Source organism: Sphingomonas sp. UYAg733 (assembly GCF_054057355.1).
In genome coordinates, this window is sequence record NZ_JBSRZE010000018.1 from 18,565 (window position 1) to 43,951 (window position 25,387).

The 25,387-nt window shown below is 65.0% G+C and carries 22 protein-coding genes; 15 read left to right on the forward strand and 7 right to left on the reverse strand.

What is annotated here, in order from left to right; genetic code table 11:
* Positions 1-13 precede the first annotated feature (13 nt).
* From ACVWZA_RS19250 to ACVWZA_RS19265, 4 genes are read right to left on the reverse strand one after another with little or no spacing between them, the layout of a single operon-like run.
* Positions 14-931, reverse strand: a complete 918-nt coding sequence (locus tag ACVWZA_RS19250) for a crotonase/enoyl-CoA hydratase family protein (protein ID WP_457312985.1) — start codon at positions 929-931, stop codon at positions 14-16.
* On the reverse strand, positions 919-1,572 hold the full coding sequence (locus ACVWZA_RS19255; RefSeq protein WP_457312986.1) for an Isoquinoline 1-oxidoreductase subunit: 654 nt from the start codon (positions 1,570-1,572) through the stop codon (positions 919-921). Before ACVWZA_RS19255 ends, ACVWZA_RS19250 begins: the two co-directional genes overlap by 13 nt.
* A complete protein-coding gene (locus tag ACVWZA_RS19260; protein WP_457312987.1) occupies positions 1,569-3,725 on the reverse strand; it encodes a molybdopterin cofactor-binding domain-containing protein in 2,157 nt (718 codons plus the stop codon). Before ACVWZA_RS19260 ends, ACVWZA_RS19255 begins: the two co-directional genes overlap by 4 nt.
* Positions 3,722-4,285 carry a (2Fe-2S)-binding protein gene (locus ACVWZA_RS19265; protein ID WP_457312988.1) on the reverse strand — a complete coding sequence of 188 codons (564 nt, stop codon included), beginning with the start codon at positions 4,283-4,285 and terminating at the stop codon, positions 3,722-3,724. The genes ACVWZA_RS19260 and ACVWZA_RS19265 overlap by 4 nt, the downstream gene beginning before the upstream one ends.
* 129 nt (positions 4,286-4,414) lie before the next feature.
* On the opposite strand from ACVWZA_RS19265, the gene ACVWZA_RS19270 reads away from it, so the two are divergent.
* Both ACVWZA_RS19270 and ACVWZA_RS19275 read left to right on the forward strand, forming a co-directional pair.
* The gene (locus tag ACVWZA_RS19270; RefSeq protein WP_457312989.1) at positions 4,415-6,910 is read left to right on the forward strand and encodes a DegT/DnrJ/EryC1/StrS family aminotransferase; all 2,496 of its coding nucleotides are present in this window, start codon (positions 4,415-4,417) and stop codon (positions 6,908-6,910) included.
* Positions 6,907-7,971: a glycosyltransferase family 2 protein gene (locus ACVWZA_RS19275; RefSeq protein WP_457312991.1), complete on the forward strand. Its 1,065-nt coding sequence runs from the start codon at positions 6,907-6,909 to the stop codon at positions 7,969-7,971. Before ACVWZA_RS19270 ends, ACVWZA_RS19275 begins: the two co-directional genes overlap by 4 nt.
* A 15-nt stretch (positions 7,972-7,986) precedes the next feature.
* Here ACVWZA_RS19275 and ACVWZA_RS19280 read toward each other — a convergent pair whose 3' ends face one another.
* Complete coding sequence (locus ACVWZA_RS19280) at positions 7,987-8,589, reverse strand: YdeI/OmpD-associated family protein (RefSeq protein WP_457312992.1); 603 nt, start codon at positions 8,587-8,589, stop codon at positions 7,987-7,989.
* 596 nt (positions 8,590-9,185) lie between these two features.
* Between ACVWZA_RS19280 and ACVWZA_RS19285 the strand changes: the two genes are divergently transcribed.
* Positions 9,186-9,650, forward strand: a complete 465-nt coding sequence (locus tag ACVWZA_RS19285) for a DUF4126 domain-containing protein (protein ID WP_457312993.1) — start codon at positions 9,186-9,188, stop codon at positions 9,648-9,650.
* Positions 9,647-11,023 (forward strand): FAD-containing oxidoreductase, encoded by a 1,377-nt coding sequence (locus ACVWZA_RS19290; RefSeq protein WP_457312994.1) that lies wholly within the window; start codon positions 9,647-9,649, stop codon positions 11,021-11,023. Before ACVWZA_RS19285 ends, ACVWZA_RS19290 begins: the two co-directional genes overlap by 4 nt.
* Positions 11,024-11,045: 22 nt before the next feature.
* Here ACVWZA_RS19290 and ACVWZA_RS19295 read toward each other — a convergent pair whose 3' ends face one another.
* Positions 11,046-12,122 (reverse strand): oxidoreductase, encoded by a 1,077-nt coding sequence (locus tag ACVWZA_RS19295; RefSeq protein WP_457312995.1) that lies wholly within the window; start codon positions 12,120-12,122, stop codon positions 11,046-11,048.
* A gap of 285 nt (positions 12,123-12,407) precedes the next feature.
* On the opposite strand from ACVWZA_RS19295, the gene ACVWZA_RS19300 reads away from it, so the two are divergent.
* The 8 genes from ACVWZA_RS19300 (at position 12,408) to astD (ending at position 18,378) form a co-directional block, all read left to right on the forward strand.
* Positions 12,408-12,971: a hypothetical protein gene (locus ACVWZA_RS19300; RefSeq protein WP_457312996.1), complete on the forward strand. Its 564-nt coding sequence runs from the start codon at positions 12,408-12,410 to the stop codon at positions 12,969-12,971.
* Positions 12,972-13,041: 70 nt separating this feature from the next.
* Positions 13,042-13,404 carry a hypothetical protein gene (locus ACVWZA_RS19305; protein ID WP_457312997.1) on the forward strand — a complete coding sequence of 121 codons (363 nt, stop codon included), beginning with the start codon at positions 13,042-13,044 and terminating at the stop codon, positions 13,402-13,404.
* Between the two features lie 168 nt (positions 13,405-13,572).
* Entirely contained in the window at positions 13,573-13,941 is a 369-nt protein-coding gene (locus ACVWZA_RS19310) for a YciI family protein (protein ID WP_457313028.1), read from the forward strand.
* A complete protein-coding gene (locus tag ACVWZA_RS19315) occupies positions 13,938-14,249 on the forward strand; it encodes a glutathione S-transferase family protein (RefSeq protein ID WP_457312998.1) in 312 nt (103 codons plus the stop codon). The genes ACVWZA_RS19310 and ACVWZA_RS19315 overlap by 4 nt, the downstream gene beginning before the upstream one ends.
* A 162-nt stretch (positions 14,250-14,411) precedes the next feature.
* Positions 14,412-15,554, forward strand: coding sequence for an RNA polymerase sigma factor (locus ACVWZA_RS19320; protein WP_457313030.1), 1,143 nt, complete (start codon positions 14,412-14,414; stop codon positions 15,552-15,554).
* Between the two features lie 216 nt (positions 15,555-15,770).
* On the forward strand, positions 15,771-16,385 hold the full coding sequence (locus ACVWZA_RS19325; protein ID WP_457312999.1) for a TetR/AcrR family transcriptional regulator: 615 nt from the start codon (positions 15,771-15,773) through the stop codon (positions 16,383-16,385).
* Positions 16,385-16,771 carry a hypothetical protein gene (locus ACVWZA_RS19330; protein WP_457313000.1) on the forward strand — a complete coding sequence of 129 codons (387 nt, stop codon included), beginning with the start codon at positions 16,385-16,387 and terminating at the stop codon, positions 16,769-16,771. Before ACVWZA_RS19325 ends, ACVWZA_RS19330 begins: the two co-directional genes overlap by 1 nt.
* Positions 16,772-16,959: 188 nt before the next feature.
* Positions 16,960-18,378 (forward strand): succinylglutamate-semialdehyde dehydrogenase, encoded by a 1,419-nt coding sequence (gene astD, locus ACVWZA_RS19335; RefSeq protein ID WP_457313001.1) that lies wholly within the window; start codon positions 16,960-16,962, stop codon positions 18,376-18,378.
* 96 nt (positions 18,379-18,474) lie between these two features.
* Here astD and ACVWZA_RS19340 read toward each other — a convergent pair whose 3' ends face one another.
* On the reverse strand, positions 18,475-18,945 hold the full coding sequence (locus tag ACVWZA_RS19340; RefSeq protein ID WP_457313031.1) for a nuclear transport factor 2 family protein: 471 nt from the start codon (positions 18,943-18,945) through the stop codon (positions 18,475-18,477).
* A 420-nt stretch (positions 18,946-19,365) separates the two neighbouring features.
* On the opposite strand from ACVWZA_RS19340, the gene ACVWZA_RS19345 reads away from it, so the two are divergent.
* The 3 genes from ACVWZA_RS19345 to ACVWZA_RS19355 all read left to right on the forward strand — a co-directional run bounded on the left by ACVWZA_RS19345 (position 19,366) and on the right by ACVWZA_RS19355 (position 25,384).
* Positions 19,366-20,847, forward strand: a complete 1,482-nt coding sequence (locus tag ACVWZA_RS19345) for a DUF4403 family protein (RefSeq protein WP_457313002.1) — start codon at positions 19,366-19,368, stop codon at positions 20,845-20,847.
* An 86-nt stretch (positions 20,848-20,933) separates the two neighbouring features.
* The gene (locus tag ACVWZA_RS19350; protein WP_457313003.1) at positions 20,934-22,490 is read left to right on the forward strand and encodes an ArnT family glycosyltransferase; all 1,557 of its coding nucleotides are present in this window, start codon (positions 20,934-20,936) and stop codon (positions 22,488-22,490) included.
* Positions 22,491-22,558: 68 nt separating this feature from the next.
* Complete coding sequence (locus tag ACVWZA_RS19355) at positions 22,559-25,384, forward strand: TonB-dependent receptor (RefSeq protein ID WP_457313004.1); 2,826 nt, start codon at positions 22,559-22,561, stop codon at positions 25,382-25,384.
* Positions 25,385-25,387: the final 3 nt, after the last annotated feature.

Sequence of the window (25,387 nt, forward strand, 5' to 3'; positions counted from 1 at the left end):
CCGGGGCAGCCGTTCAACGATAAGGCGGGTCGTCGAACCAATCGGCGAAGTCGAGCCATGCTTCGGACACGCGGTCGGGAAAGACGGGCGCGCGTTTTTCGAGGAAACTGGCCACACCTTCCGCGGCATCACCGCTCGCGCCGCGTACCCAGATCGCCCGGCTTTCGACGCGATGCGCTTCCATCGGATGCGCCATACCCAGGCCGGTCCATAGCATCCTGCGCATCAACGAGATCGAGACCGGCGCACCCTCGGCAGTCAGTTCCTTCGCCAGCGCGCGGGCGGCGTGGAGCAAATCGCCGGGCGCATGAACGCTGCGCACCAGGCCGCCCTTCAATGCCTCGGCCGCGTCGAACACGCGGCCCGAATAACACCATTCGAGCGCCTGGCCGATGCCGACGAGGCGCGGGAGAAACCAACTCGACGCCGCCTCCGGCACGATGCCGCGCCGCGCGAATACGAAACCGAAGCGCGCCGCCTCGCTCGCCAGGCGGAAATCCATCGGCAAGGTCATGGTCGCGCCGATTCCGACTGCGGGACCATTGATCGCGCCGATCACCGGCTTCCTGGATGCGAAGATGCGTAAGCCTATAATGCCGCCGCCATCGCGTATTGCGGGGTGGCCATAATCCACGCTGCCATCCGCGCGGGTCGGTGACCCGTCGCCATTCCATCCGCCACTCTTGTCATAGTCGAAGGTCGCCGCCCCGCCCGACAGATCGGCCCCGGCGCAGAAACCGCGCCCGGCGCCGGTGACGATCACCGCACGGACCCTGTCGTCGGCATCGGTCGCATCGAACGCCGCGACCAGTTCCGCCATCATCGCCTGGTTAAAGGCGTTGAGCTTTTCCGGCCGGTCGAGCGTGATCGTCGCGATGCCGTCATCGACCGCAAGCGAAATGGTCGTGAAGTCGCGGCTTATGCCGGACACTTCGCGCCGCTCTCCACCCAGGCTTTGGTCAGCGCACCGAATTCGGCCTGGCTGCCCGGCGCGGGCACGCGACCCTTGCCCGGATTCCAGCCCCAACCGACCAGGCTGTCATGGCTGTTATGCTCGATCAACTGTTCGAGCGACTTGCCGTCGTTGCGCTTGGGATCCTTGATCTGCTCGCAGATCTGGCGAAGCGTCTTGCCCTCCCACGCCATCTCGATCGGCGCGATATGCCAATTGGGGTTTCCGGGAATGCTGCCCGAACCATTGGCGAAGGCGACATTGGCGGGACCGTGACAGGTCGCACATTCGAGACCCGGCGCACCATGCCCGTCTGGGCCACGCACCACCGGCGGATTGTGCGGCGTCATCGCATCACCCTGATTGGGGCGATCGGTGCGCGGATGACAGTTGAGGCAGCGCGGGCTCTGGATCACTTTGCCCATTTCGGTGAACAGCGCGGCGGAACGCGCACCCTGATCGCGGATCGACGCGAATGAAGCGGGTGCCTTCAGGCCAGTCGACGCCGTCGCGGCGGTTTGCGCATTCGATGCCAGCACCGCAACGGGCAATGCGACGACAGCGACCGCCAATGTGACGTAGCGAAGCGGGATTACGCGTCCGGTCATGCCCAGTTTCATGCATTGTCTCCATGCGCGAAGGGCAATCGGCGCACCGCCTTGCCGGTCAATTTGCGCCAGGCATTGGCGACGGCGGGCGCGGTCGGCGGCAGGCCGGGCTCGCCGACGCCGGTCGGGTTGGCGCCGGACTTGACGATCGCGACCTCAACCTCCGGCATCTCGCCGATGCGCAACGAGCGATAGCTGTCGAAATTGCTCTGCTGCACCACCCCGCCCTCACCCAGCGTGATCTCGCTGTAGAGCGCATGGCCGAGACCATAGCCGATCCCGCCCTCGATCTGCGCGCGGATGACATTGGTGTTGATCGCAATGCCGCAATCGATCGCGCACCACATCTTGTGCACTTTGGGCAAGCCGTCCGCGCCCTTCGACACCTCGGCGATCTGCGCGACATAGCTGCCAAAGCTCTTGTGGAAGGCAACGCCGCGCGCGCGGCCAGATTTCGCATCGAGCCCGCCGGCCAGTTCGGCGACGCGGTTGAGCACGGCCCGGGCGCGGTCATCCTTCATCAGCTTGAGCCGCCCGGCGATCCGGTCCCTGCCGCCGAGTTCGAGCAGCTGATCGAGAAAGGTTTCCATCGCATAGGCGGTGTGGGTGTTGCCGACCGAGCGCCACCACAAGGTCGGCACACCGTTCGGCATGACATGGAACCCGGCGCGGAAAGCGGGAAAGTCGTAAGAACTTTCGGTGACGCCCTCCATCATCGAATCGTCATAGCCCTTGGCCTTGTCCTCGAACGGCGTGCCGATCATGAAGGACTGCGCTGCGATGACCGAATCCCAACCGACGATCTCACCTTTGGCATCGACCCCGCCCTGTGCGCGGTGAACCACCAGCGGACGATAGCGGCCGCCGAGCAGATCGGTTTCACGCGTCCAGATATGCTTGACCGGCGTCTTGCCGCCGAGCGCCTTGACCGCGGTCGCGGCCTCGACCGCGAACTCCATCGCCGGTGTCGCACGCCGGCCAAAGCTGCCGCCGGCATAGAGTTCGTGGAGTGTCATGCCGGTAAAGGGCACGCCAAGCGTCCCGGCAATGGCCGCGGTCTCGCCGACCTGGAACTGGCTGCCCATCCAGACGTCCGCGCCGCCCTCACGCGGTTCGATCACCGCGTCGAGCGGCTCCATCGGCGCGTGTGCGAGATAGGGAAAGACATAGGTCGCATCGAGCGTCTTCGCCGCGCCCTTGATCGCGGCCGCGGCGTCGCCCTTTGCCTCGGCCTGCTTGCCCGGCGTCGCGGCCGCGGCGGCATAGGTCTTGATCATCGTCTCGGTTGAGCGGGTTTCCGCCTTGGACAGATCCCAGTCGATCTCGAGCGCGGCGCGCCCCTTGATCGCCGCGAACGTGTCCTTGGCATAGACCAGCACACCCTGCGGCACGCTCTTGACCGCGACCACGCCGGGGACGGCCAGCGCCGCCGCGTCGCGCACCGCCTTGACCGCACCGCCGAACGCGGGGGGATGCTGGATCACGCTGATCACCATCCCGGGCCGGCGAGTGTCCATGGTGAACTGCGTGGCGCCGGTCGTCTTGTCCAGCGTATCGATCTTGGGAACGTCGGTGCCGATCAGGGTGAACTGGTCGGACGTCTTTAGCACCGGCTTTTCCGGTACCGGCAGCAGCGCCGCGGCGGCGGCAAGCTCACCGAAACGTGCCTTGTGTTTGCCGTGGCTGATCACGCCCTTCGACACCTTGATCTCGGCGGCTGGCACTTTCCATTTCTGCGCGGCGGCGGCGACTAGCATGGCACGCGCGGCGGCGCCGGCATTGCGCAACTGCATCCAGCTATTGGCCATCGCGGTCGAACCGCCGGTGCCCATCGTGCCGAACATCAGGTTCTTGTAGAGCGGGTCGTTGGCCGGCGCGAAGGCGATGCGCATCTGGCCCCAATCGGCATCGAGTTCGTCGGCGACGATCGTGGTCAGGCCCGTCGCCGGGCCCTGGCCGAATTCGACATGCTTGATGATCACCGTGACGCTGTCGTCGGCGGCTATGCGCACGAACGCATTGGGCTGGAACGGCGCAGCGGCATCCGCCGGCGCGGTGGCAGCGGTGGCACGGCCACCCAGCGGCAGCGCGAGGCCGAGCACCAGGCCCGAACTACCGATGAATTCGCGGCGGCTCGCGCCCTTGGCGTCGAAGGGCGCGTTCATGCCGCGGCTCCTGCGGTCTTGGCCGCGTCCTTGCCCGCTGCGGAGGCCGCATCCTTGCCCGCTGCGGAGGCCGCATCCTTGCCCGCTGCGGAGGCCGCATCCTTGCCCGCGGCGGAGGCCGCATCCTTTATCGCCTGGCGGACGCGGACATAGGTTGCGCAACGGCAAATGTTGCCCGCCATGCCATGGTCGATATCCTCATCGCTCGGGTTCGGCTTGATCGAGAGCAGGCCGATCGCCGACATTACCTGACCCGATTGGCAAAAGCCGCATTGCGGCACGTCGATCGCGACCCAGGCCGCCTTGACCGCATCCGCCGTCTTGCCCGTCACGCCCTCGATCGTGGTAACGCTGCGCCCGGCGATGGTGCCGACCGGCGTCACGCAGGAGCGGCGATTCTTGCCGTCGAGATGAACGGTGCACGCGCCGCACTGCGCGATGCCGCAGCCATATTTGGTGCCGGTCAGTTCGAGATGATCGCGCAACACCCAAAGCAGCGGCGTGTCGGGGTCGCCGTCGAAAGTCGCCTTTGCCCCGTTGAGAAGGAACTCGGTCGCCATGCAGCGTCTCCCGTTTTGATGCGCTGGCGACACGATAGGTCTTCGCGTGGCGAGAGCAACGGAAAACCCATAAATCGCGTGGCCCGCGATCGTAACGGGTTTTTAGGCGCTGCCGGGCATAAGCGCACCATGCGTCATTTTCCTCTGATTGCCCCCAACCCGCCACGCCTGAGCGAACAGCGCGACGCGCTGCGCAGGGTCGAAGCGTCCGGCGTGTTCAGCAACAACGGGCCGGAGGTCCGCGCGTTCGAAGCCGAGGTCACCGACACATTGTTCGGCGGTCGCGGCGCGAGTCTCGCGGTGTCAAACGCCACGCTTGGCCTGATGGTCGCGATCAAACATGCCGCGATCGAAGCGGGGCGGCCCGGCGGTCTGGCGCTGATGCCCAGCCTGACCTTCGCCGCAACCGCGCAGGCCGCTTCATGGTCCGGCCTGACGCCGTTGATCTGCGATGTCGATCCCGACGAATGGAGCGCATCGCCCGAGGCGGAGGAGCAATTGCTCCACCATCACGGCGACCGGATCGGCGTGATCGTCCCCTATGCGACCTTCGGCAATGCGATCGATCTCGATCGCTACGCCTGGCTGCAGCAGCGCTTCGGCGTCGGCGTGGTGATCGATGCGGCATCCTCGCTTGGTACGGTCGATGGCGCAGGTAACGGCTTTGGCCACGATGCGCCGTTCGCCGTGGTCTATTCGATGCATGCGACCAAGACCTTCGCGGTGGCCGAGGGCGGGCTCGTCCATAGCGGCGACAAGCGGCTGATCGATACACTGCGCGCAATGATCAATTTCGGCTTCGAAAGCGGGCGCAGCGCAACCCTGCCGGGGATCAACGCCAAGCTGCCCGAAGTGATCGCGCTACTGGCGCGCGCCAAGCTCGGCGAAATCGAGGCGGTGTGCGATGCGCGCGCCGCGATCGAGACCGCCTATCGCGATAGCCTGAACGACTTCACGCTTCAGGCGGTATCGGGCCGGCGCCGCGCGATGCAATTCATGCCGATGCTGTTGCCCGATGCGCTCGCCGCGCGGCGCGACGATATCGTCGCCAGGCTTGCTGCGGCGGGGATCGGTGCGGGACGCTATTTCAGCCCGCATCTCGCCGAGCAGCCCTTGTTCCAGACCAGTGCGCTGATCGAACCGACCCCGGTCGCCGACCGCGTCGCCGCACGTATGCTGTCGCTGCCGATCACCGATGCGATGACGCCGGCGGATGCGCACCATATCGCCGCGACGCTGAAATCGATCTGCGCCGCCGAAGTGGCATCTGTGCCGGCGGCGGCGCGCCAGCCTGCGATTGCCTCGACGCTGATCGTCGGCGGCGGACCAGCCGGCACCGCGCTGCTCACCGCGGCGAGCAAGAATGGCCAACTGGCCGATCTCGCCCGCGCCGGCCTGGTCGTGGTCGAGCGCGACGATGCGATCGGCGGCGGGCGGCTCGGTCGCTATGCGATCAATTCGGACAGCACGGCGCAGACATTCCTGACTGCGGTCAAGGACAACCCCCATCCCGAACTCGCAGCGATTATGACGCACCCGGCGGGCCGCGCGGTCGAGCGCTATGCCGATGCGCTGGGCGTCCCCCTGGTCGAAGCGGGTCCACTGCTCCGCGCGACCGGCGACCGGCTGGCCGATATCGTGTCCGCGCACGGCGGATCGGTGCTCATCGGACATGAGGTGCTGGGCAGCCAGCGCACCGCCGACGGGCTGTGGCGCACGCGGCTCAGGCGGCGTGCCGACGGGGTAGAGTTCGACCAGCTGTCGCACCGGATCGTCATCGCGACCGGCGGCCATCAGCCGCTCGACCGGCTGGTGCGCCAGAGTGTCGCGGGCGTCTCGCTGGTCGAACAGGTCGGCGACAAGCTGCTTCAGTCCGACGAAATCCTGTCGCTCGGCGGCTTCGCCAAGGTCGCCGATCTGCTCGCCGGCAAGCGGAACCCTCGCATCGCGGTGATCGGCGGATCGACCAGCGCGCTGACCAGCATCGCACTGTTGCTGAAGGGCAGCCCCGCATTGCCGTTCGGCGCGGGCGGCATCACCCTGCTCCATCGTCGCCCGTTGCGACCCTTCTACCCATCGGTCGAGGCGGCACAGGCGGAGGGGTTCACCGATTTCGGCCCCGAGGACATCTGCCCGGTGAGCGGCTTCGTCTATCGCCTGGCCGGCTTCCGGCTCGAGGCGCGCGAGCTGGTGCTGCGCATGCTCGGCATCGATGGCCGAGCACCCGATCCGCGCATCGCGCTCCATCGCATCGCTGGTGACGGGGACGCACGGGCGCGCGAGCATCTCGATCGCGCCGATATCGTTGTCGCGGCGCTCGGTTATCGCCCTCACGCATTGCCGCTCAACGATATGCAGGGCGAGCCGATCGCGCTGTCGGCACAGGCGGGCGGCGCGATGGTCGACCGGCATTGCCGCGTGATCCGTGCCGATGGAACGCCGGTTCCCGGCGTCTATGGCATTGGCCTTGCCGCCGGCTTCGTCCCCTGGGGTGCGCTTGGCGGCGAAGCCAGTTTCTCCGGTCAGGCCAATGGCCTGTGGCTGTGGCAGAACGATGTCGGCCAGATGATCGTCGACCAGCTCCTCGACCACGATGCGATGATCCAGGTTCGGGCGGTGGCGTGAACACGCTCGCCGCCAACCCTATGGTCAGTATCGTCATGGCGGCCTATAATGGCGCGACCCTGGTCGGCGAGACGATCGCCAGCCTGCAGGCGCAGAGCTTCACCGATTTCGAGATCGTCGTGGTCGACGACCGGTCGACCGACGACACGCTTGCGGTGCTGCGCGGGATCGGCGATCCGCGGCTTCGCGTGATCGAAAGCGAGACCAACCAAGGCCCGGTCCGCGCGCGCAACCGCGCCTTTGCCGAGGCGCGCGGGCGATACGTGGCGGGCCTCGACCAGGACGATCTGTGCCGGCCCGAACGGCTCGCCAGACAGGTCGCTTATCTCGGGGCGAATCCCGACACGGTGCTGCTCGGCACTGCGGCGACGGCGCTGGAGGACGGGCGGCTCTCCTCCACCGGCCATGCCGCGAGCTCGACGCCATTGCTGATCGAATGGTTGCTGAGGATCGAGAATCCACTGGTCTGGTCGTCGGTGATGATCCGCGCCGATGCCGCACGGCAACTCGACCCGTTCACCCGGCCGGCCATTCTCTACGCCGAGGATTTCGATCTCTATCACCGGCTCGCGCGGCTCGGCCGCATTGCTCGGCTCGACGACGAACTGCTGGTCTATCGCCGCCATTGCGGTGGCGCGTCGCAGCGTTATGTCGAGACGATGCGCACCAATGCCGCGCTCGTGCTCACCGACGCCTATCACGAGCTGTTCGGCGACGAGGCGCATGATATCGCCACGCTCGTCGTGCACCACATCATGGGGCAGGAGCCGGTGCCCAACCGCGTCGCGCTGCTTCAGCTCGGCACCGCGCTGGCACGATTGCAGCAGGATTTCCTGTCGAGCCGCACGATCGATGCGGAGAGCCTGACCCTGATCCGCTGGGAAACGGCGCGGCGCTGGGGCCGGGTCGGGCGCGCTGCGCTGCGCACGGGCACGATCGGATTGGGCGACGCGGTCGCGGTCAGGCCCGACCATCTCGGGCTCGGCCATGCCGGGGTCGAGCAGCTGGTCATGTCACGCCTGATCGGCGGCGCGCGCGCGGCGATCAAGCGAGCGAAATAGCCCGTCCTGGCGATATCAGGGCGCCAGCCTGCCCATCGCCTTGCGCAGACGAGCCGCACGGATTTCGGGCGTGACGGCCTTCAGCACGGGCAGGAAAATGGCGTAACGGCCGGTCTTGTCGAGCCGTTCGAATGCGGCAGCCGCTTGTGCATTGCCCTTCAGCGCCGCGACAATATCGGGCGCAAGCGCCGCATCGCGCTGCGACTGATAGGCAATGGCCCAGCGCCCGTCCGCTTGCGCCGCAGCGACCTCAGCCAAGCCCGGCGCCCGCATCCGCCCGGCATCGGCCAAAGCCTCGACCCGCAGCACGTTGAGCCGGGACCATGGGCTGCGCGCGCGCCGGCGCGAATAACGCTGCAGGTAGAAATCACCGTCGTAACTTTTTCGCTGGCTGTCGATCCAGCCGAAGCACAGCGCGGCATCCAGCGCTTGGCCGATGGTCAGCGATTTCGCGACGGACCCCTTTTTTTCGATCAGCAGCCAGATGCCGCTCGACCGCGCATGATTGTCCGCGAGCCATGCCTGAAACTGGGGTGCATCGAACCGGGCGCGTATCTCGCCGGTACGGGAATCCTCCAACGTCTCGCCGGCGAATAGCGTCGGGTCGGCAATTGTCATGATCTTCTCACATCCCCGACACGGTTGCGTTTCATAAGAGATATGGCGCGGTCGACCGGTTTGCGAAAGCCGCCCGGCCGGCGCGGCGTATTGCAGATGGTCATGTGGAAGAGCGGGACGGCGATGGTGAGGCGCCGTCGGGAGCGGTGCTAGCGGCTAGACTGGCGAGGTTGAATCGACGGCATATTGTCATCCAAGGCGCACCATTAAATTCCGGCCCAATTTCCCGCAGCTGCGGGAAGTTTTGCGGGAAGCTGCGGGAAAAACTGCGGGAAAAACGGCGAGCCGGTACGGGAATTTTGCGGACGCTTTACGGGAATATCGGGAAATGGCGGGGCGGAAATCATGGTCTCTCCGATTCCGGGTCAGCTTGAGTCAAAAATGTGGTCGAGCGGGCCTTCGCGACATGCGCGGCGAAGAGCATGACGACGGCAGTGGATAAGGTGAATCGGGCCAGCGCCGCAAACACGGCACCATAGCCGCCATGGCAGCGCCGGCCGCGTCGAGGCCCGAAAGCGGATCCGATTTCGCACGAGACTCGTGCGGGAAAATGAATATCCTGCGCGTCATTGTTTCACCGGAACGAGGGCCTGCATATGACCATCCTGATCCTGGCATTGCTGATCGGTGTCGTCGCCGGCCTGCGCGCGATGATGGCGCCGGCGGCGGTGAGCTGGGCCGCCCATCTCGGCTGGCTGCATGTCGACGGCACCTGGCTCGCCTTTCTCGGTTATCGCTTCACGCCGTGGATCCTGTCGGTGCTGGCACTGGTCGAACTGGTCACCGACCAATTGCCCTCGACGCCGAGCCGCAGGGTGCCGCCGCAATTCATCGCCCGCTTGCTCTCCGGCGGGCTCAGCGGCGGTGCGATCGGTGCGTCGGGCGGATCGATCGTCGGCGGCATCGTCGCCGGGCTGATCGGGGCGGTGATCGGCACCTATGGCGGCGCGGCGGCGCGCGCGAAGCTGGCCGGACTGTTCGGCAGCGACCGACCGGCGGCATTGATCGAGGACGCGGTGGCGATCGTCGGCGCTTATCTGATCGTCTGCTGCGCGGCATGAGCCGCAGCTTCGACGCGATCATTATCGGCGCGGGTCAGGCCGGGCCGGCACTGGCCGGGCGGCTCACCATAGCGGGGTTGAACGTCGCGCTGATCGAGCGCGACGCGGTCGGCGGAACCTGCGTCAATACCGGCTGCACGCCGACCAAGACAATGGTGGCGAGCGCCTATGTCGCGCGCATGGCGAGCCGGGCACGCGATTACGGCGTGGGCATTGACGGACCGCCGGTGATCGACATGGCCAGGGTCCAGGCGCGGGCGGCGGCGATATCGTCGGGATCACGCGACCGGCTCGAGCAATGGCTGACCGGCATGGAGCGGCTGACGCTGCTGCGTGGTCATGCCCGCTTCACCGCGCCCGACACGATCGCGGTCGGCGGCGAGCAGATCAGCGCGCCGAAGATCTTCCTGAATGTTGGCGGCCGCGCCAACGCACCGGCAATGCCCGGGCTCGACCAGATCGCGTTCCTCACCAACGTCTCGATCCTCGAACTGACCAAGGTCCCGCGCCACCTGGTGGTGATCGGAGGCAGCTATATCGGGCTCGAATTCGCACAGATGTTCCGGCGCTTCGGTGCCGACGTGACGATCGTCGAGATGTCGCCGCGCCTGATCGCGCGCGAAGACCCGGAGATATCCGACGCGATCCGCGAGATGCTGATCGCGGAGGGGATACAGATCCGCACCAACGCGACGTGCATCTCCTTCGAACCCCATGCCGACGGCATCGCCGCGTCGGTCGATTGTACCGAGGGCGCGCCGCAGGTCATCGGGTCGCACGTCCTGCTCGCGATCGGGCGCAAACCCAACACCGACGATCTCGGGCTCGACCAGGCCGGCATTGCGGTCGATGGCCGCGGTTACATCCAGGTCGATGAGGGTCTGGCGACCAATGTGCCGGGCATCTGGGCGCTGGGCGACTGCAATGGCCGCGGCGCCTTCACCCACACCGCTTATAATGATTTCGAGATCGTCGCCGCGAACCTGCTCGATGGCGAGAGCCGGCGGGTCAGCGATCGCGTGGCCGCCTATGCGCTCTACACCGATCCACCGCTCGGCCGGGTCGGCCTGACCGAGACACAGGCGCGCGCCAGCGGCCGGCCGCTGCTCGTCTCGACCCGGCCGATGAGCCAGGTGTCGCGCGCGATCGAGAAGGGCGAGACCAACGGCCTGATGAAGGTCGTTGCCGATGCTGAGACCAGGAAAATCCTTGGCGCGGCGATCCTCGGCGTGGGCGGTGACGAGGCGATCCACGGCCTGATCGATGCGATGCACGCCGATCTGGACTTTCCCGTGCTGCAATGGGCGGTGCCGATCCATCCGACGGTGTCGGAATTGATCCCGACCCTGCTGGGCGAGCTGCGTCCGGCTTAACGCCGCGCCTGAAGCCGCAGGATTATCGAACCCATGCCGCGCGTTCTTCGGCGGTGAGCGGCGGGACCACGGACATGTGTGTACGTGCGGATTCTGTCGCCGCCTCGATACACGCCATCACGGCGATCGCTTGTTCGGGGCTCACCGGGTTCGGCGCCGATCCGCGCAATGCCTCGACCACACCCGCATAGAATAATCGCTGGTCGCCAGCCCGCGCCGGCAGGGTTCGGCGATGGCCGTTGCCATCATAGATCAACAGCGAATCGGGGTCGTCGCCCCACCCCGGCGCGCCAGGCGCCAGGCCGGCGAGCAGCTGTTGTTCCTGAAGGTCGGCGTGACGCTTGACGATACTGCCCGCGTCGCCGTGAACGACGAAACGGGGCGAGCCGCCGGCGACGACCATGCTAGCCTGGAGGACCACCCGCAGCGTCGGATAGTCGAGCACGACATGAGCCCAGTCATCGGCCTGCGCATCGATGCGCAATCGCGCCAGATCGGCGGTGACGCGATCGGGCAGCCCGAAAACCTGCAGCGCCTGATCGACCAGATGCGGACCCAGGTCGAACCACACGCCGCTCCCTCGCCCTTCGCGCTCGCGCCATCGATCGCGAATCTCAGGACGAAAACGGTCGAAGTGAGAATCGAACTGCTTGACCACACCGACCACGCCATCCGCAATCGCCTGCCTGACGCTCAGATAATCGCTGTCCCAGCGCCGATTGTGGAACACCGACAAAAGGCGTTCGCGATGCGCTGCGGTCGCGCGCAGTTGCCGGGCGTCGGCGAGCGTCAGCGTGAACGGCTTGTCCACGACGACATGCTTGTCCGCCGCCAGGGCCGCGCGAGCCAGCGGTGCATGGCTGTCGTTCGGCGTCGCGATCACTACCATGTCGATGTCGGGCGATGTGGCGACGATCAAAGGGTCCGCGACGACCCTGATGCCCGGCAAATCGGCATGGACCTTCTGTTCGTCGCTGGAGCCGATCATACAAAGCTCAAGCCCCGCGACGGACCGGATCAGTGGCGCGTGAAAGGTCTTGCCGGAAAAGCCGTAGCCAATCAGGCCGACGCGGATCGGGGTGGATGCAGAGCGGATCATGCGCGCCCTTTACAGCATTTGCTTCGGCTAGCCGATGATCGGCGGCGGCGGCCGGCTCAAAACGACTATGACAGACCCTCGACCCAGGCGCCTTGATGATGGTTGGGAGGGTGATGGCTCGGATGGCTGTGGGGGATTGAGACCTGCAGGGCCGGTTGGGCCGCGATCATGCGCTGAAACCAAGAGCGGTGCAGTGGGCGGGCGAGAGGCGGCTGAAACATTTCTCCGCCCGGTTCGTGTCTATGACGCAGGTGCACGAGCGAAGTAGAGCTGGCCTGGGGGGCGGTGATCGATCCGGCGCTGACCGGGCGGCTGCGCGTGGGCATCGTTGCCGCCGGCCTGCCCCTCGCCCAGCCGTTGGGAGAGCGCGCCGCGGTCTATATTCTGACCCCACGAGCAACCGTGCGGGCGACAGCATATCCAGCCGCGGCAAACGATGTCGCCACCGCGCTCACCCTCCCCCGTGCGCAAAGCGTTGTCGCGACCCCCGCAGCGGCAGCGATCATGGTATCGGTCTCCGTCGATGGAATCATCGCTTGCGCGAGTGCGACCGGGGCCAGCGCCAAGCGAGTTTTCGCCAAACCGGAGTCCATACCACACACGGAAGAGCCCCTCCTGATATTGACGCACGACTTGACCGCCATGGCCGACAAAGGGGCCGAAGAGATGGCTGGAGCGGGCATAGCGCGTCAGGCCAGGCCGTTCAGCCTCGCGGACCGTATCTTCGGCGCGACCCGCGATCTAAAGCGCCGCCTGGGTCGCCGCCTGAAATTGACCAGCGATCGTGCCGCTCCCCCGACATCAGCTATGTTTTATGTCACCAAGGCATTTGCCCTAACGCGCCATTAGTTTGCCGTGCGTTCGGCGCTGCCCAAAAAGGGCGGGCCCAACGGTTCGCCGTGTTATTCCCGCAGCGGGCATGGTGGCTGTTTTCTGTCATGTGAAAGAGCGAGTGGCGGTGGTGAGGCGCTGTTCGGCGGTGATAACGACGGGGCAGGCAGAACTGAATCGATCGGATCATTCCGTCCTGGCACCGCTGTGTCCTGGCCCACCGCGACCATCCAACCACCCGCAGCTGCGGGTAACTCTGCGGGAAAATGCTTTTTTGGGGTTCCTGCGGGAAGCTGCGGGAAAAACTGCGGGAATTTCGACGCGCCCGCACGGGAATTTTACGCAGGTTCTGCGGGAATATCGGGAATTGATGATCAAGGGCATGGTCTGCTCGATTCCGGGTCTGCTCGATTCAAATATTCCGGTGAATGGGCTTTTGCCAGCGATGTGAGAACGCCCGCGCGGGAGAGCAGGCATGACAGTGCCAGGGAACCAGCTGAATCGAACACCCTGCGCCTCGACCGCCGAAAAAATTTGCCGGACGATGTCGATTCCGGAACACTCCGTTCGTCGTTTCGATGCCAGGCCGATGAGATCGGTGCAAACAAGGAGACAGACGATGCGTGTGATTGTGTTCGTGAAAGCGACCGAAGACAGCGAGAAAGGCTTTTTCCCCACGCCCGAGACGAACGAGATGATGGAAGCGATGGGCAAATTTAACGAAGAGCTGGTCAACGCCGGCATCATGCTCGCCGCCGACGGCCTCAAGCCCTCGTCGGATGGCAAGCGTGTTGCGTTCGATGGTCCCGGCCGGTCGGTGTTCGACGGGCCTTTCGCCGAAACCCGCGAGCTCGTCGCCGGCTTCTGGCTGTGGGAAGTCAAGGATATGGACGAGGCGGTCGCCTGGGTGAAGCGCTGCCCCAATCCCATGCCGGGACCGAGCGAGATCGAAATCCGGCCGCTATACGAAATGGCCGACCTGCAATGAGCGAAATCGCCAAGCTGGTGGAGGACGACAAAAGCTGGTCCGAACAGCGCCTGCATCTCCTCGACGATCGCATCCGCAATCGGCTGGGCGATCTTTCCAGTCGGCTTGGCGATGCCGACTGGCTCGACGGCGAGTTCAGCGCCGCTGACCTGCTCATGGCGGAGGTGCTGTTCAGATTGAGCAGCTCGGGCATGTTGGCGGAATATCCAAATCTCTCCGCCTATGTCGCCCGCGCCGAAGCGCGGCCCGCGTTCAAGCGTGCGTTCGCCGCTCAGCTGGCGGTTCTCACCGCCATATCGATCGGCTGATAGCGGCCGCAGCCTGCTTGCCTCGCTCAAGGCTTTGGCCGACAAGGCGACATGGCGGCAGGCGAGACGCACCAGGCGATCGAAGCGGTTTTTCGGATTGAACGGGCCAGGCTCATCGCGGGCCTGGCCCGCTTTGTGAGCAATGTCGATCTTGCCGAGGAAATGGCCCAGGACGCCCTGGTCATAGCTTTGTCCGAATGGCCCAGAACCGGCGTTCCGGCCAATCCCGGCGCCTGGCTGATGACCGCCGCCAAACGCCGCGCCATCGATACGATCCGTCGCGACAAGATGCGCGAGCGCAAGCATGACGAGATCGCACGGGAGCTTGACGGCGAGATCGGCGCAGAAGCCGAGGAGAATTTGACCGGGAACGACGACCCTGACGACGAGCTGCTGGGACTCATCTTCACCGCCTGTCATCCGATATTGTCGGCCGACGCCCGCGCGGCGCTCACGCTGCGTGTCGTCGGCGGTCTGACCACGGACGAGATCGCTCGCGCTTTCCTGTCGAGCGAGGTGACCATCGCCCAGCGCATCGTCCGCGCCAAGAAGACGATCGCAAAGGCCGGATTGAGCTTTGAGGTGCCGCGCGGCTCCGAACGTGCGGCGCGGCGCTCCTCGGTGCTGGAGGTCATCTACCTTATCTTCAATGAAGGCTATGCCGCCACGGCGGGCGACGACCTTGTCCGGCCGAGCCTGTGCCTGGAGGCGCAGCGCCTGGGCCGCATGCTGGCCGGGCTGATGTCCGAAGATGCTGAAGTGTTCGGCCTGTTGGCCCTGATGGAAATTCAGGCGTCGCGCTTGGCGGCACGCGTCGGGCCGGACGGCGCCTTTGTGCCGCTGACCGAGCAGAATCGCGCACTCTGGGACCAACTGCTGATCCACCGAGGCCTTGATGCGCTGGCCCGGGCCGAGGCACTGGGGGGGGATGGCTCCTATGCGTTGCAAGCCGCGCTTGCGGCCTGCCATGCGCGAGCGCGAACGGCGGTCGATACCGACTGGCCCCGCATCGCGGCACTTTATGACCGGCTACGCGCCGTGATGCCCTCGCCGGTGGTCGATCTCAATCGAGCGATCGCCCACAGCATGGCCTTCGGACCCGAAGCCGGCCTGAAGCTGATAGATGAGATAGCCGATGCCGACGTCCTCAGCGATTATGCGCCGTTACCGGCGGCGCGGGGCGATTTTCTGTTTCGGGCCGGCCGGCGGGCCGAGGCCCGCCGCGAATTCGAGGCTGCGGCCAGTCTCACCCGCAACGTGCGGGAAGCGGCCTTCCTCCTCGCCCGCGCGGACGCTTGTGATTGACGGCAGCTAACTCGGTCTCCGTCGGCTTTATCTGATTGCCGTCACCGGCGTGTGGCCAAAGTCAGGCTCAATTGGATGTTGCGCTCCAAAAAGAAATCCGACTATAGTCGCGGTTGGCGGCGAGGCAGGCTTTATGAGCGACCATCCGAAACTACAGCGTTTTGGTATCAGCACCTCGTGGAACGACCACCACCGCATCGGCTCCGGCATTTACGGATGACGAGGCCGCAGAAATACGACACCGAAGGCATTCTCGAAAAGGCCGGAATGCTCGTCGCCCGCGATGGGCCAGCATCTACCACCATGGCCGCCATCGCCAGTGCTGCGAAGGTCCCCAATGGATCGATTTATCATCGCTTCGGGTCACGCGATGCGTTGATGGGCCGTCTCTGGCTGAGCAAGGCCGCATATTTCCAAGAGCGATTCGTAGCGGCTTTGGAAATCACCGATCCACGAGCGGCCGCTTTGGCTGGTGCCCTTTCCGTATCCAAGGCGGTTCTCGACGACCCAATCGCGGCGCGCATCATGCTGCTTCATCGTCGCGAAGACTTTTCGCACTCGAGCTGGCCGGTTGAAATGGCGAGGGAGGCGACGCGTTTGGGAACGCAGCTTGGTCTTGCTTTCAATATGATGACGACCCGTCTTTTCGGCGAAGATATCCCGGAATCGAGGGCAGTGACGCGATTTTTGCTCGCCGATTTACCATATGCGGCGGTTAAGCCGTATATTGAAAAGGGTGAAGCTCCGCCGGTTTTTGTCGATGCGATGATCGAGGCTTCGCTGATGGCGTCTCTCGATGCCAGCCTGAAAGCGATGGGAAGGAGTCAATGATGGCTCAAGCGATGCTTTCGATCGCCATTTTGTACGATGTCGGCTTTGCGGTGTTTCACCTCTTATTCTGGCGACTGTTCGTTTGGCCGACCAAACTTGAACCCTCGGGCAGGCTGAATACAGCAATTACCCAGACCCTGAACGTCATGCTGATTTACGTTTTCGCCGCTTATGCCGGCACTTTGTTCGCGTTGCCGGCAGGCGACGAAAGAGCCATTGCGCTTTTCCTGGGTGCAGGCTTCTGGGCGCTGCGCGCTGCGGTACAACCCCTGCTATTCTCGACCCGTGGAAAGACGGGGGCCATGATGACCGGTCTTTTCGCAATCGGGGCGATTACACACACCCTCGCCGCCTTTGCGACGGCTATCGGTACTTCGGGAAGATAGATTTGTACGTAGTCGGCCGGAAAGCCGGGCTGCCGGACGCTGCCCCCTTTTTTATCGGATATCGAACCTGACTTGAATTGCACCCGCCTGCATCCGCCCCTTACATTGTCGCACGCTGACGCCGATATCGCGCTCGAGCGGATGGACGAAACGTGCAAAGCGAGTGTTCGGGAATGATGGCGGCTGATATGACGACGATATTCGATTCACGCGACCCGGCGACCGGCGACATCGTCTGGTCGGGGCCCGCCGCTTCGGCGCTGGAATGTGCCGACGCCGTTACCGCAGCACGCGACGCGTTCGCCGCCTGGTCGGCGACGAGCATCGACGAACGGATCGCTGTCGTCCGCCGCTATCAGGACGCGCTCAAGGCCAATGCCGAAACCATGGCCACTGCAATCTCGCGCGAAACGGGGAAGGCGCTCTGGGAAACGCGAACCGAGATCGCGTCGATGATCGGTAAGGTCGATCTGTCGATCGCCGGCCATGCCGAGCGCACCGGCAGCCGCGAACAGGCCGTCCCTTTCGGCCGCGCCGTGCTGCGCCACCGCCCGCACGGCGTGATGGCGGTGCTCGGCCCGTATAATTTCCCCGGGCATCTGCCCAACGGCCATATCGTGCCCGCCTTGCTCGCGGGCAATACGGTGGTGTTCAAGCCATCGGAGGAAACGCCGCTGACCGGCGAGCTGATCGGCGCTGCGATGCGCGAAGCGGGCATTCCCGAAGGCGTGTTCGCCGTCGTTCAGGGTGGTCGCGATACCGGTGCGGCCTTACTCGACCAGGATATCGACGGGCTGCTGTTCACCGGATCGGCCGGAGCAGGCGCGCATTTCGCACGCGCATTTGCCGATCGCCCCAAAGTGATTCTTGCACTCGAACTGGGCGGTAACAATCCGCTCATCGCCTGGGACGGCGATAGCGACGCGATCGCCTCGATCGTCATCGCTTCGGCCTTCATCACCACGGGCCAGCGCTGCTCCTGCGCGCGCCGCCTGATCGTGCCGCAGGGTGCCGCCGGTGACGCGATCGTCGCTGCCGTGGCGGCTTTGGCCGACCGGCTGGTGATCGGCGCATGGAACGACGACCCCGAACCGTTCATGGGCCCGCTGATCTCGGCCGCCGCCGCCACGCGTGTCTCCGAACAGGTCGCCGAACTCGTGCTGCGCGGCGCGCGTGTCGTTCGCAGGCTCGAGGCCATAGGAGGCCGCCCCACCGCCTTCCTCACCCCGGTCATTCTCGACGTGACCGGCATCGACGCGCCTGACGAGGAGATGTTCGGTCCGGTGCTGCAAGTGATCCGCGTGGCCGATTTCGACGCCGCGATCGAGGCCGCCAACGCCACGCGCTTCGGCCTGTCCGCCGGGCTGGTCACCGATGACGATGCGTTGTGGGAGAAGTTCCTGCGCCACATTCGCGCCGGCGTGGTCAATCTCAACCGGCCGACCACCGGTGCGGCCGGATCGATGCCGTTCGGCGGGCTCGGCGCGTCGGGCAATCATCGGCCCAGCGCCTATTATGCCGCCGATTACTGCGCCTATCCGGTCGCCAGCTTCGAGGCCGACCGCGTGATCAACCAGCGCGGCGAATTGAAGGGCGTGCGCGGTTGAGCGCTCGCCATAAAGTGTGTCGGGGTTCGATTGGCGATGCACTGGTCCGGATGCCGGGCGCACCGTCGTCGCCGGGCCCAGCCACGCGTGGCTGGGCTAAAGGTTCAGCTCCGTCAGTCCCGGGTGGTCGTCCGGGCGGCGTCCGGGCGGCCAATGGAAAAGTCTTTCACCTGCGGTGATCGGCAAGTCGTTGATGCTGGCGATCCGCCGCCGCATCAGCCCGTGCGCGTCGAATTCCCAATTTTCGTTGCCATAGGCGCGGAACCACTGCCCGTTTGCGTCGTGGCATTCATAGGCGAAGCGTACGGCAATCCGGTTGCCGGCAAACGCCCAAAGTTCCTTGATCAGGCGATAATCGCGCTCGTGGGCCCATTTCCGCGTCAGAAAGGCCTCGATCGCCTCACGACCTTCGAGAAACTCGGCGCGATTCCGCCATTGGCTGTCGAGGGTATAAGCGAGCGCGACGCGCGCGGGATCCTGGGTATTCCACGCGTCTTCGGCGAGCCGGACCTTCTGAAGAGCACTGCTCTGGTCAAAGGGCGGCAAGGGGGGGCGCTCGTCATTCATGGTTAGCCATCGCTTTCTGCGCGTTAGGATGCTGGGTGTCAAAGCGATATCCAGGAATCCGTAGGACATGAACGGTCTCCGGAAATGGGGAGGCGGACCAAAGCGGGCCCGCCGTGGTTCGTAGGGGCTCGGTCGCCCCCCGGCTAGCCGGCTTGTGTACTCGTCCGGAAGCGCGGCTCGCAGACGGTGACGCGACTGACGCCGAAGCGCGCGTAAAACCTCACGCTCCCCCGGGACGGAAGACCGCACGGCGACAAGCGCCTGACGCATTCAGGAATGAGCAAAATGCGTGCTAAGGCTTGTTCAGTCGCAACGAAAGCCATGCGACGGAAATACCCGATACAGTTCCGGGGCTTGCCGAATTGCCCGAGAAAGAAGAGAAAGTTTGCGGTCGGATGACAGTGCGGTGAGGTGGGCGACATGATCTTTCAGCGCAACTCTTTCCTGACTCTGCTACTTGCGCTGACCATGGCCGGGTGCAGCGGTAAGACCGGCAATCCGGCGCCGCCCAGAATCGAAACGCCGGCCGAATTGCCGACCCAATCGTCCACCCTGGTGGTACCGGTTTCCGCGTCGCTCGCAATGCTGGAGCAGCGCCTGAACGCGCGCGTGCCCACCCAATTGTGGCAGATCGACAAGCAGGAACCGCGCTGCGTTCCGGAAAAACGCGTAAAAATATTCGGCAGGAAGTTGAAGGTCATACCGGCGCTGGGCTGCCGCATCGTCGGCAAGGTCACGCGCGGCAGAATGCGCCTGGGCGGCAGCGGCGATACGTTGACCATCAGCCTCCCGATCACCGCCATGATCAGCGCCGAGAATGTCGGCGGGATCATCAAGAAGGAGACCGCGACCGGCGCCGCGATCGTGCGCGCGACGGCGAAGCTGTCGATCGACCGCAACTGGTCCCCGATCGCAAAGGTCCGCATCGCTTATGACTGGATCGATCCCCCGGGAATCGACTTTCTCGGGCAGCGCATCCACTTTGCGGGAAAGGCGGATGACAAGCTGAAGGGGGTGATCGCCGGGCTCGAGCGCGACCTGCCGCGTGAGCTTGCAAAGCTGCGCGCGCACGACCAGCTCAACGATGTCTGGCGGCAAGGCTTCACCTCGATTCAGCTTAATCGCGAGCGTCCGCCGGCGTGGATGCGGATCACGCCGCTGAAGCTCGGTTTCGGCGGTTATCGCATCGGCGGCGGCAGGATCGTGATGCAATTGGCGGCCGAGGCACTTACCGAGACCTTTGTCGGCGATCGACCGGCCGATCCGGAGTCGACGCCGTTGCCGCCACCGGCGCGCGAAATCGGGCCAAGCGGATTGCGCTTCTACATCCCGGTGCTCGCCGATTTCGCGCAGCTGGAACCGGTGGTGCATCGCGCACTCGGAAAGCTCGCGGCGAAGGGCATCACGCTTACCGGCATCGGCCCGGTGGACGCGGAGTTCGGCAAGGTGACGATCTATGCGACCGAGGGGGGCCGGCTTGCCGTCGGCGTCCAGACCAAGGTCAAGGCGCGGGGTGGCCTGATTGGCGCGGCGCATGGCGAGATCTGGCTCTCTGCCGTGCCGTATAATGAGGTCAATTCGCAGGTGGTGCGGGTCCGCGACCTGCGGATCGCGGGCCGGACCGACAGCAAGGCGGTCAATCTGCTTTTCTCGCTGTTCGATGATGAGACCGTGCAGGCGCGAATCCGCGCGGGGCTGACCCATGACTTCGCGAGCGATTATGAGAAAGTCCTGCTCGCGGCCCGCAAGGCAACCTCCGGGCGACGTGAAGGCGGTTTCGTCCTTTCGGCCGATATCACCAGCGTCGAGAACGGCCCGATCAAGGTGACCGGCCAGGGTCTGTTCCTGCCGGTACGGGCATTGGGCACGGCGAACATCCGTTATACGCCATTGCGTCGATAAGCGCCTGTTCGCGCGGCCGCGAAGCTGTGGATCATGGTAACCAAAGTCTTAGCGAGTTGTTCAGCTTTGCGCCGTATCGCGGCTGAATGGGCATATCGGCGCGAATTGTGATCAGGCGGCAGATCGCATCCGGTCGATCGCATGGCTGGCCGATCGATCGCACCGTTGTCGTCGCTGCGCTTATCCTTATCGTCTCGGCCGCCTTGCTGTTCATGGACCGCGCGACCATGCCGATCCAGCTGTGGGATGAATCGCGCAACATCGTCAACGCGCTGGAGATGCGCGAACATGGCTTCGCGCTGATCACCACCTATGGCGGCGCACCCGACCTGTGGAACACCAAACCGCCGCTACTGATCTGGCTGATGACGGCAAGCGTTGGCGTGTTCGGCCCGACGGAATGGGCCTTGCGGCTGCCCAGCATGATCGCGGCATTGGGCACGATCCTGCTCCTTTTCTGGTTCGTGCGACGTACCACCAGGTCTATGGCCATCGCCGCGCTCGCGGCCGCGTTGATGGTCCTGAGCCCGGCCTATTTCGGCGAGCACAGCGCGCGCACGGCGGATTATGACGCGCTGTTGCTGTTCTTCGTCACCGCCTATCTTTGCCTGTTGTTCCTCGCCCTGCATCGGCAACGTCCTTCCGGGGCATTGCTGGCGTTGATCGGTGCGGCGATCTGCTGCGCGTTCCTGACCAAGAGCATCGCCGCACTGGTGCCGGGCGTCGGCGTCATCCTGTATCTGCTGGTCACCGCACGCTGGCGCCGCCTCTGGGCCACGACTGGCTATCTTAGCCTGGCACTGTGCATTGCCGTGGTACTCGGCGTTTTTCTGTTACTGTGCGAAATGCAATCGCCGGGTTATCTGCGCGCCGCGTGGTTCAACGATGTCAGCGGCCGTTTCGGATCGTCGCTGGTCGTCGAGAAATCACGCTGGTTCTACATTACCCAGTTGCGCGCCGGTTTCTTCTCGGCGACGCCGCTGCTGTTCCTGTCACCGATCGCATTGTTTTTCGCGCGCGGCCGAGTGCGCCTGGTCCTGCTCTTTTCGCTGTGCGTCATGATCGGCGTTCTGGCCGCCTTCACCTGTGCCGCGTCGAAGCTCAATCATTATATCCTGCCGGCGATTCCGTTCATGGCGACCGCCGCTGCGATCACAATTTACGTGATGCTCGGACGTGTGGGCGCGGTCTGGCGGTCCGGTGCGCGATTTTCGCGGCTGATTGCGATGGTGCTGTTGGTGGCAGCGGCTTGGCCGGTCCAGATGGGCGTGGCCGGGGCGGTCGCGCGGCGATATTATGTGCCGATCGTCGGGGAGGGCGCGAGGTCGGGGCAATATGGCGCGCTCTTCGCCAAACTTGCCGCCCGAGCCGATCGGAAGATACTCGTCATCGACCCGGGCTTCATGCTGGAGGGCAAAGCGCATTACGCGCCCGTGCTGCTCGCTTATCGTCAGTTATGGGCGGCGCGCGGCATGGTCATCGATCATTCGACCGATTTGACGATGATCGATCGGGCCCATGGGGTCGTATTGGCCAGCTGCGATGCCGATGGCGTGGCGCGGCTGAGCACGAGGGGCCGGGACATCGCCGGCGTCGACGGCTGCGTCGCGGTGCTGGCCGATCAAGGCGCCCCCGCCGCATAATTCCGTCTGGCATACTCTTGAGACAATTGCCGATTAGAGGCAGTCGCGAATGAGCGACTGGAGTTGTCATGCGGCGTTTGAGTTTTGTCCTGTTCCTGATGACCACCACCGTGGCGGCACCGGCGATCGCGCAGGACGTGCCGCGCGATGCGTCGCCCGGAGCCGCGCAGGACGCCGATCCCGATCCGTCCGCGACCGATGAATCGGATATCGTCGTGACCGGTTCGCGCAAGCTGCCGGGATCGGTGATCGGCGACATCCCGCCGGAAAAGCAGATCGGCGCGGCCGAGATTCGCTCTTACGGCGTCAGCTCGATCTCCGACCTGCTCGACGAACTGGCGCCACTGACCGGCAGCGGGCGGGGTAGCGGCGGCGCGCCGGTCGTGTTGCTCGACGGCAAGCGCATCTCCGGCTTTTCCGAGATTCGCGACATCCCGACCGAGGCGATCCAGCGGGTCGAGATATTGCCCGAAGAGGTTGCGCTGAAATACGGCTATCGTGCCGACCAGAAAGTCGTGAACGTCGTGCTGCGCCGCCGCTTCAAGGCGACGACGGTCGAAGCGTCGGACAAGCTGGCGACGGCGGGCGGGCGCAACACCGCACAGGGCGATGTCGACCTGCTGACCATCAGGCGCGGTGGGCGCTTCAACCTGCACGTCAAATATCAGGACAGCAGCGCGCTGACCGAGGCCGAGCGGGACATCGACCCGCAACCGAGCCTGTTCTCGACTCAGGGCAATGTGGCCGGCGTGGTCGGCAATGACGGTGTCCGCCGCGAGATTGATCCGCTGCTGAGCGCACAGTCGGGATCGCAGATAACCGTCGCCGGCGTGCCATCGTCCGCTGCCAACGGTGCGCCGCTGTTTGGCGATTTCGCCGCGACCGCCGGCCAGCAGAGTTTCAGCGATCCCAGCGCGTATCGCACCTTGTTGCCGTCGAGTCGCAATTTCAGCGCCAATGCGATCTACGCACGGACGATCCTGGGCAATGTATCGGCCACGGTGAACGGCACGATCGAGACGACCGAGAGCGTCCGAACCAACGGCCTGCCCGGCGTGTCGCTGGCACTGGCGCCGGACAATCCCTTCTCGCCCTTCGCCAATGCGGTGACCGTAAATCGCTCGCTCGACGGTTTCGCGCCTTTGAAGCAGCGCAATTCGTCAGTCAGCGGACATCTCGGCACGACGCTCAACGGCTCTATCTCGACCTGGCAATGGTCGCTGACCGGCACTTATGATCGCAGCGAGAACAAGAATTTCACGGATGCCGGCCTTGATGTCTCGGCATTCCAGGCGCGGCTCGATGTAAACGACCCGACCGCCAATCCGTTCGGTGCCCTGAGCATCGCGGATGTCGGCGCCGGGGCCGCCAACCGTGCCTATGCGACATCGAGCAACCTCGATGTCGATGCGCTGTTCACGGGCTCCTTGTTCGCCCTGCCCGCCGGAGCGGTGGCGACGAGCATCAAGGTCGGCGGGCAGACCAGCGATTTCTCCAGCCGAACCTATCGCGCCAACATCGTCACGCCCGGCGACGTGTCGCGCGACACCGTCGACGGCCAGATCAACATCGACATACCGATTGCCAACAAGTCGAAGGATGTGCTCGGCATGCTCGGCAAGCTGTCGGCCAATTTTAACCTCGCTGCGGATCATCTGTCGGACTTCGGCACGCTGACCACGCTTGGCTACGGCGCCAACTGGTCGCCGATCGATGGCGTACGGGTGATCGTGTCGCATACCGACCAGGACCGCGCGCCGTCCGCGCAGCAGCTCGCCAACCCGGCGATCATCACGCCCAATGTCCGCGTGTTCGATTATATCCAGGGCACCACCACGACGGTGACGACACTGTCGGGTGGCAATCCCGACCTGCGTGCCGACAATAGTCATGTGACCAAGATCGGCCTGACGCTCAACCCGTTCGACAAGACCGATCTGACCTTGACCGCCACATATGTGAAGAGCCGGACCGACGATCCCAACGCGTCCTTCCCTTCGGCCAGTGCCGCGCTCGAAGCGACCTTTCCCGGCCGCTTCGTGCGCGATGTGGCAGGCACGCTGATCAGCGTCGATACGCGCCCGATCAACTTCGCACGCAGCGAACGCTCCGAACTTCGCTGGGGGATCAATTTCTCCAAGAGCCTCAAATCGAAGGTGCAGAAGGAACTGGAGGCATTTCACGAAGGCACCGGCCCCAATCCCTTTGCTGGCCTGAGGCGGCCGGGACAGGACGGCGAGCGCGGCGGCCGGCGCGGTAGCGATGCGGCAAGTGGCGACAAGCCCGAAGGCGGAGCGCCCGGCGCGGCTCCGGCCGATCGCGGCAGGCCAGATGGCGATCGTCCGCGCTTCGGTGGCGGGCGCGGCGGCTCGGGCGGCTTTGGCGGGCGAGGCGGCGGCGGCCGGGGTGGCGGGCGGCTGCAATTCGGCATTTTCCACACCTGGCATCTCACCGACAAGGTCCTGATCGCCGATGGCGGGCCGAGCCTCGACCTGCTCAACGGTGATGCGATCGGCGGCAGCGGCGGCCAGTCGCGGCACGAGGTCAAGCTGCAGGCGGGTTATACCAATAACGGCGCCGGACTGCGGCTATCGGGCAATTACAGCAGTGGCACGCGCGTCAATGGCGGCACCCCCGCCGCGCCCTCGCCGCTCGACTTCTCCGCGCTGACGACGCTGAATGTGCGGCTGTTCGCCGATCTCGGCCAGCGGCTCGACCTGCTCAAGAAGCATCCCTGGCTGCGTGGTACGCGGATCGCCCTGTCGTTCGACAATGTGTTCGACAGCCGCCAGCGCGTGACCGACGTGAATGGCGCGACGCCGATCAGTTATCAGCCCGACTATCTCGACCCGCTTGGCCGCACCGTGCGGCTCAGTATCCGCAAGCTGTTCTGAGGA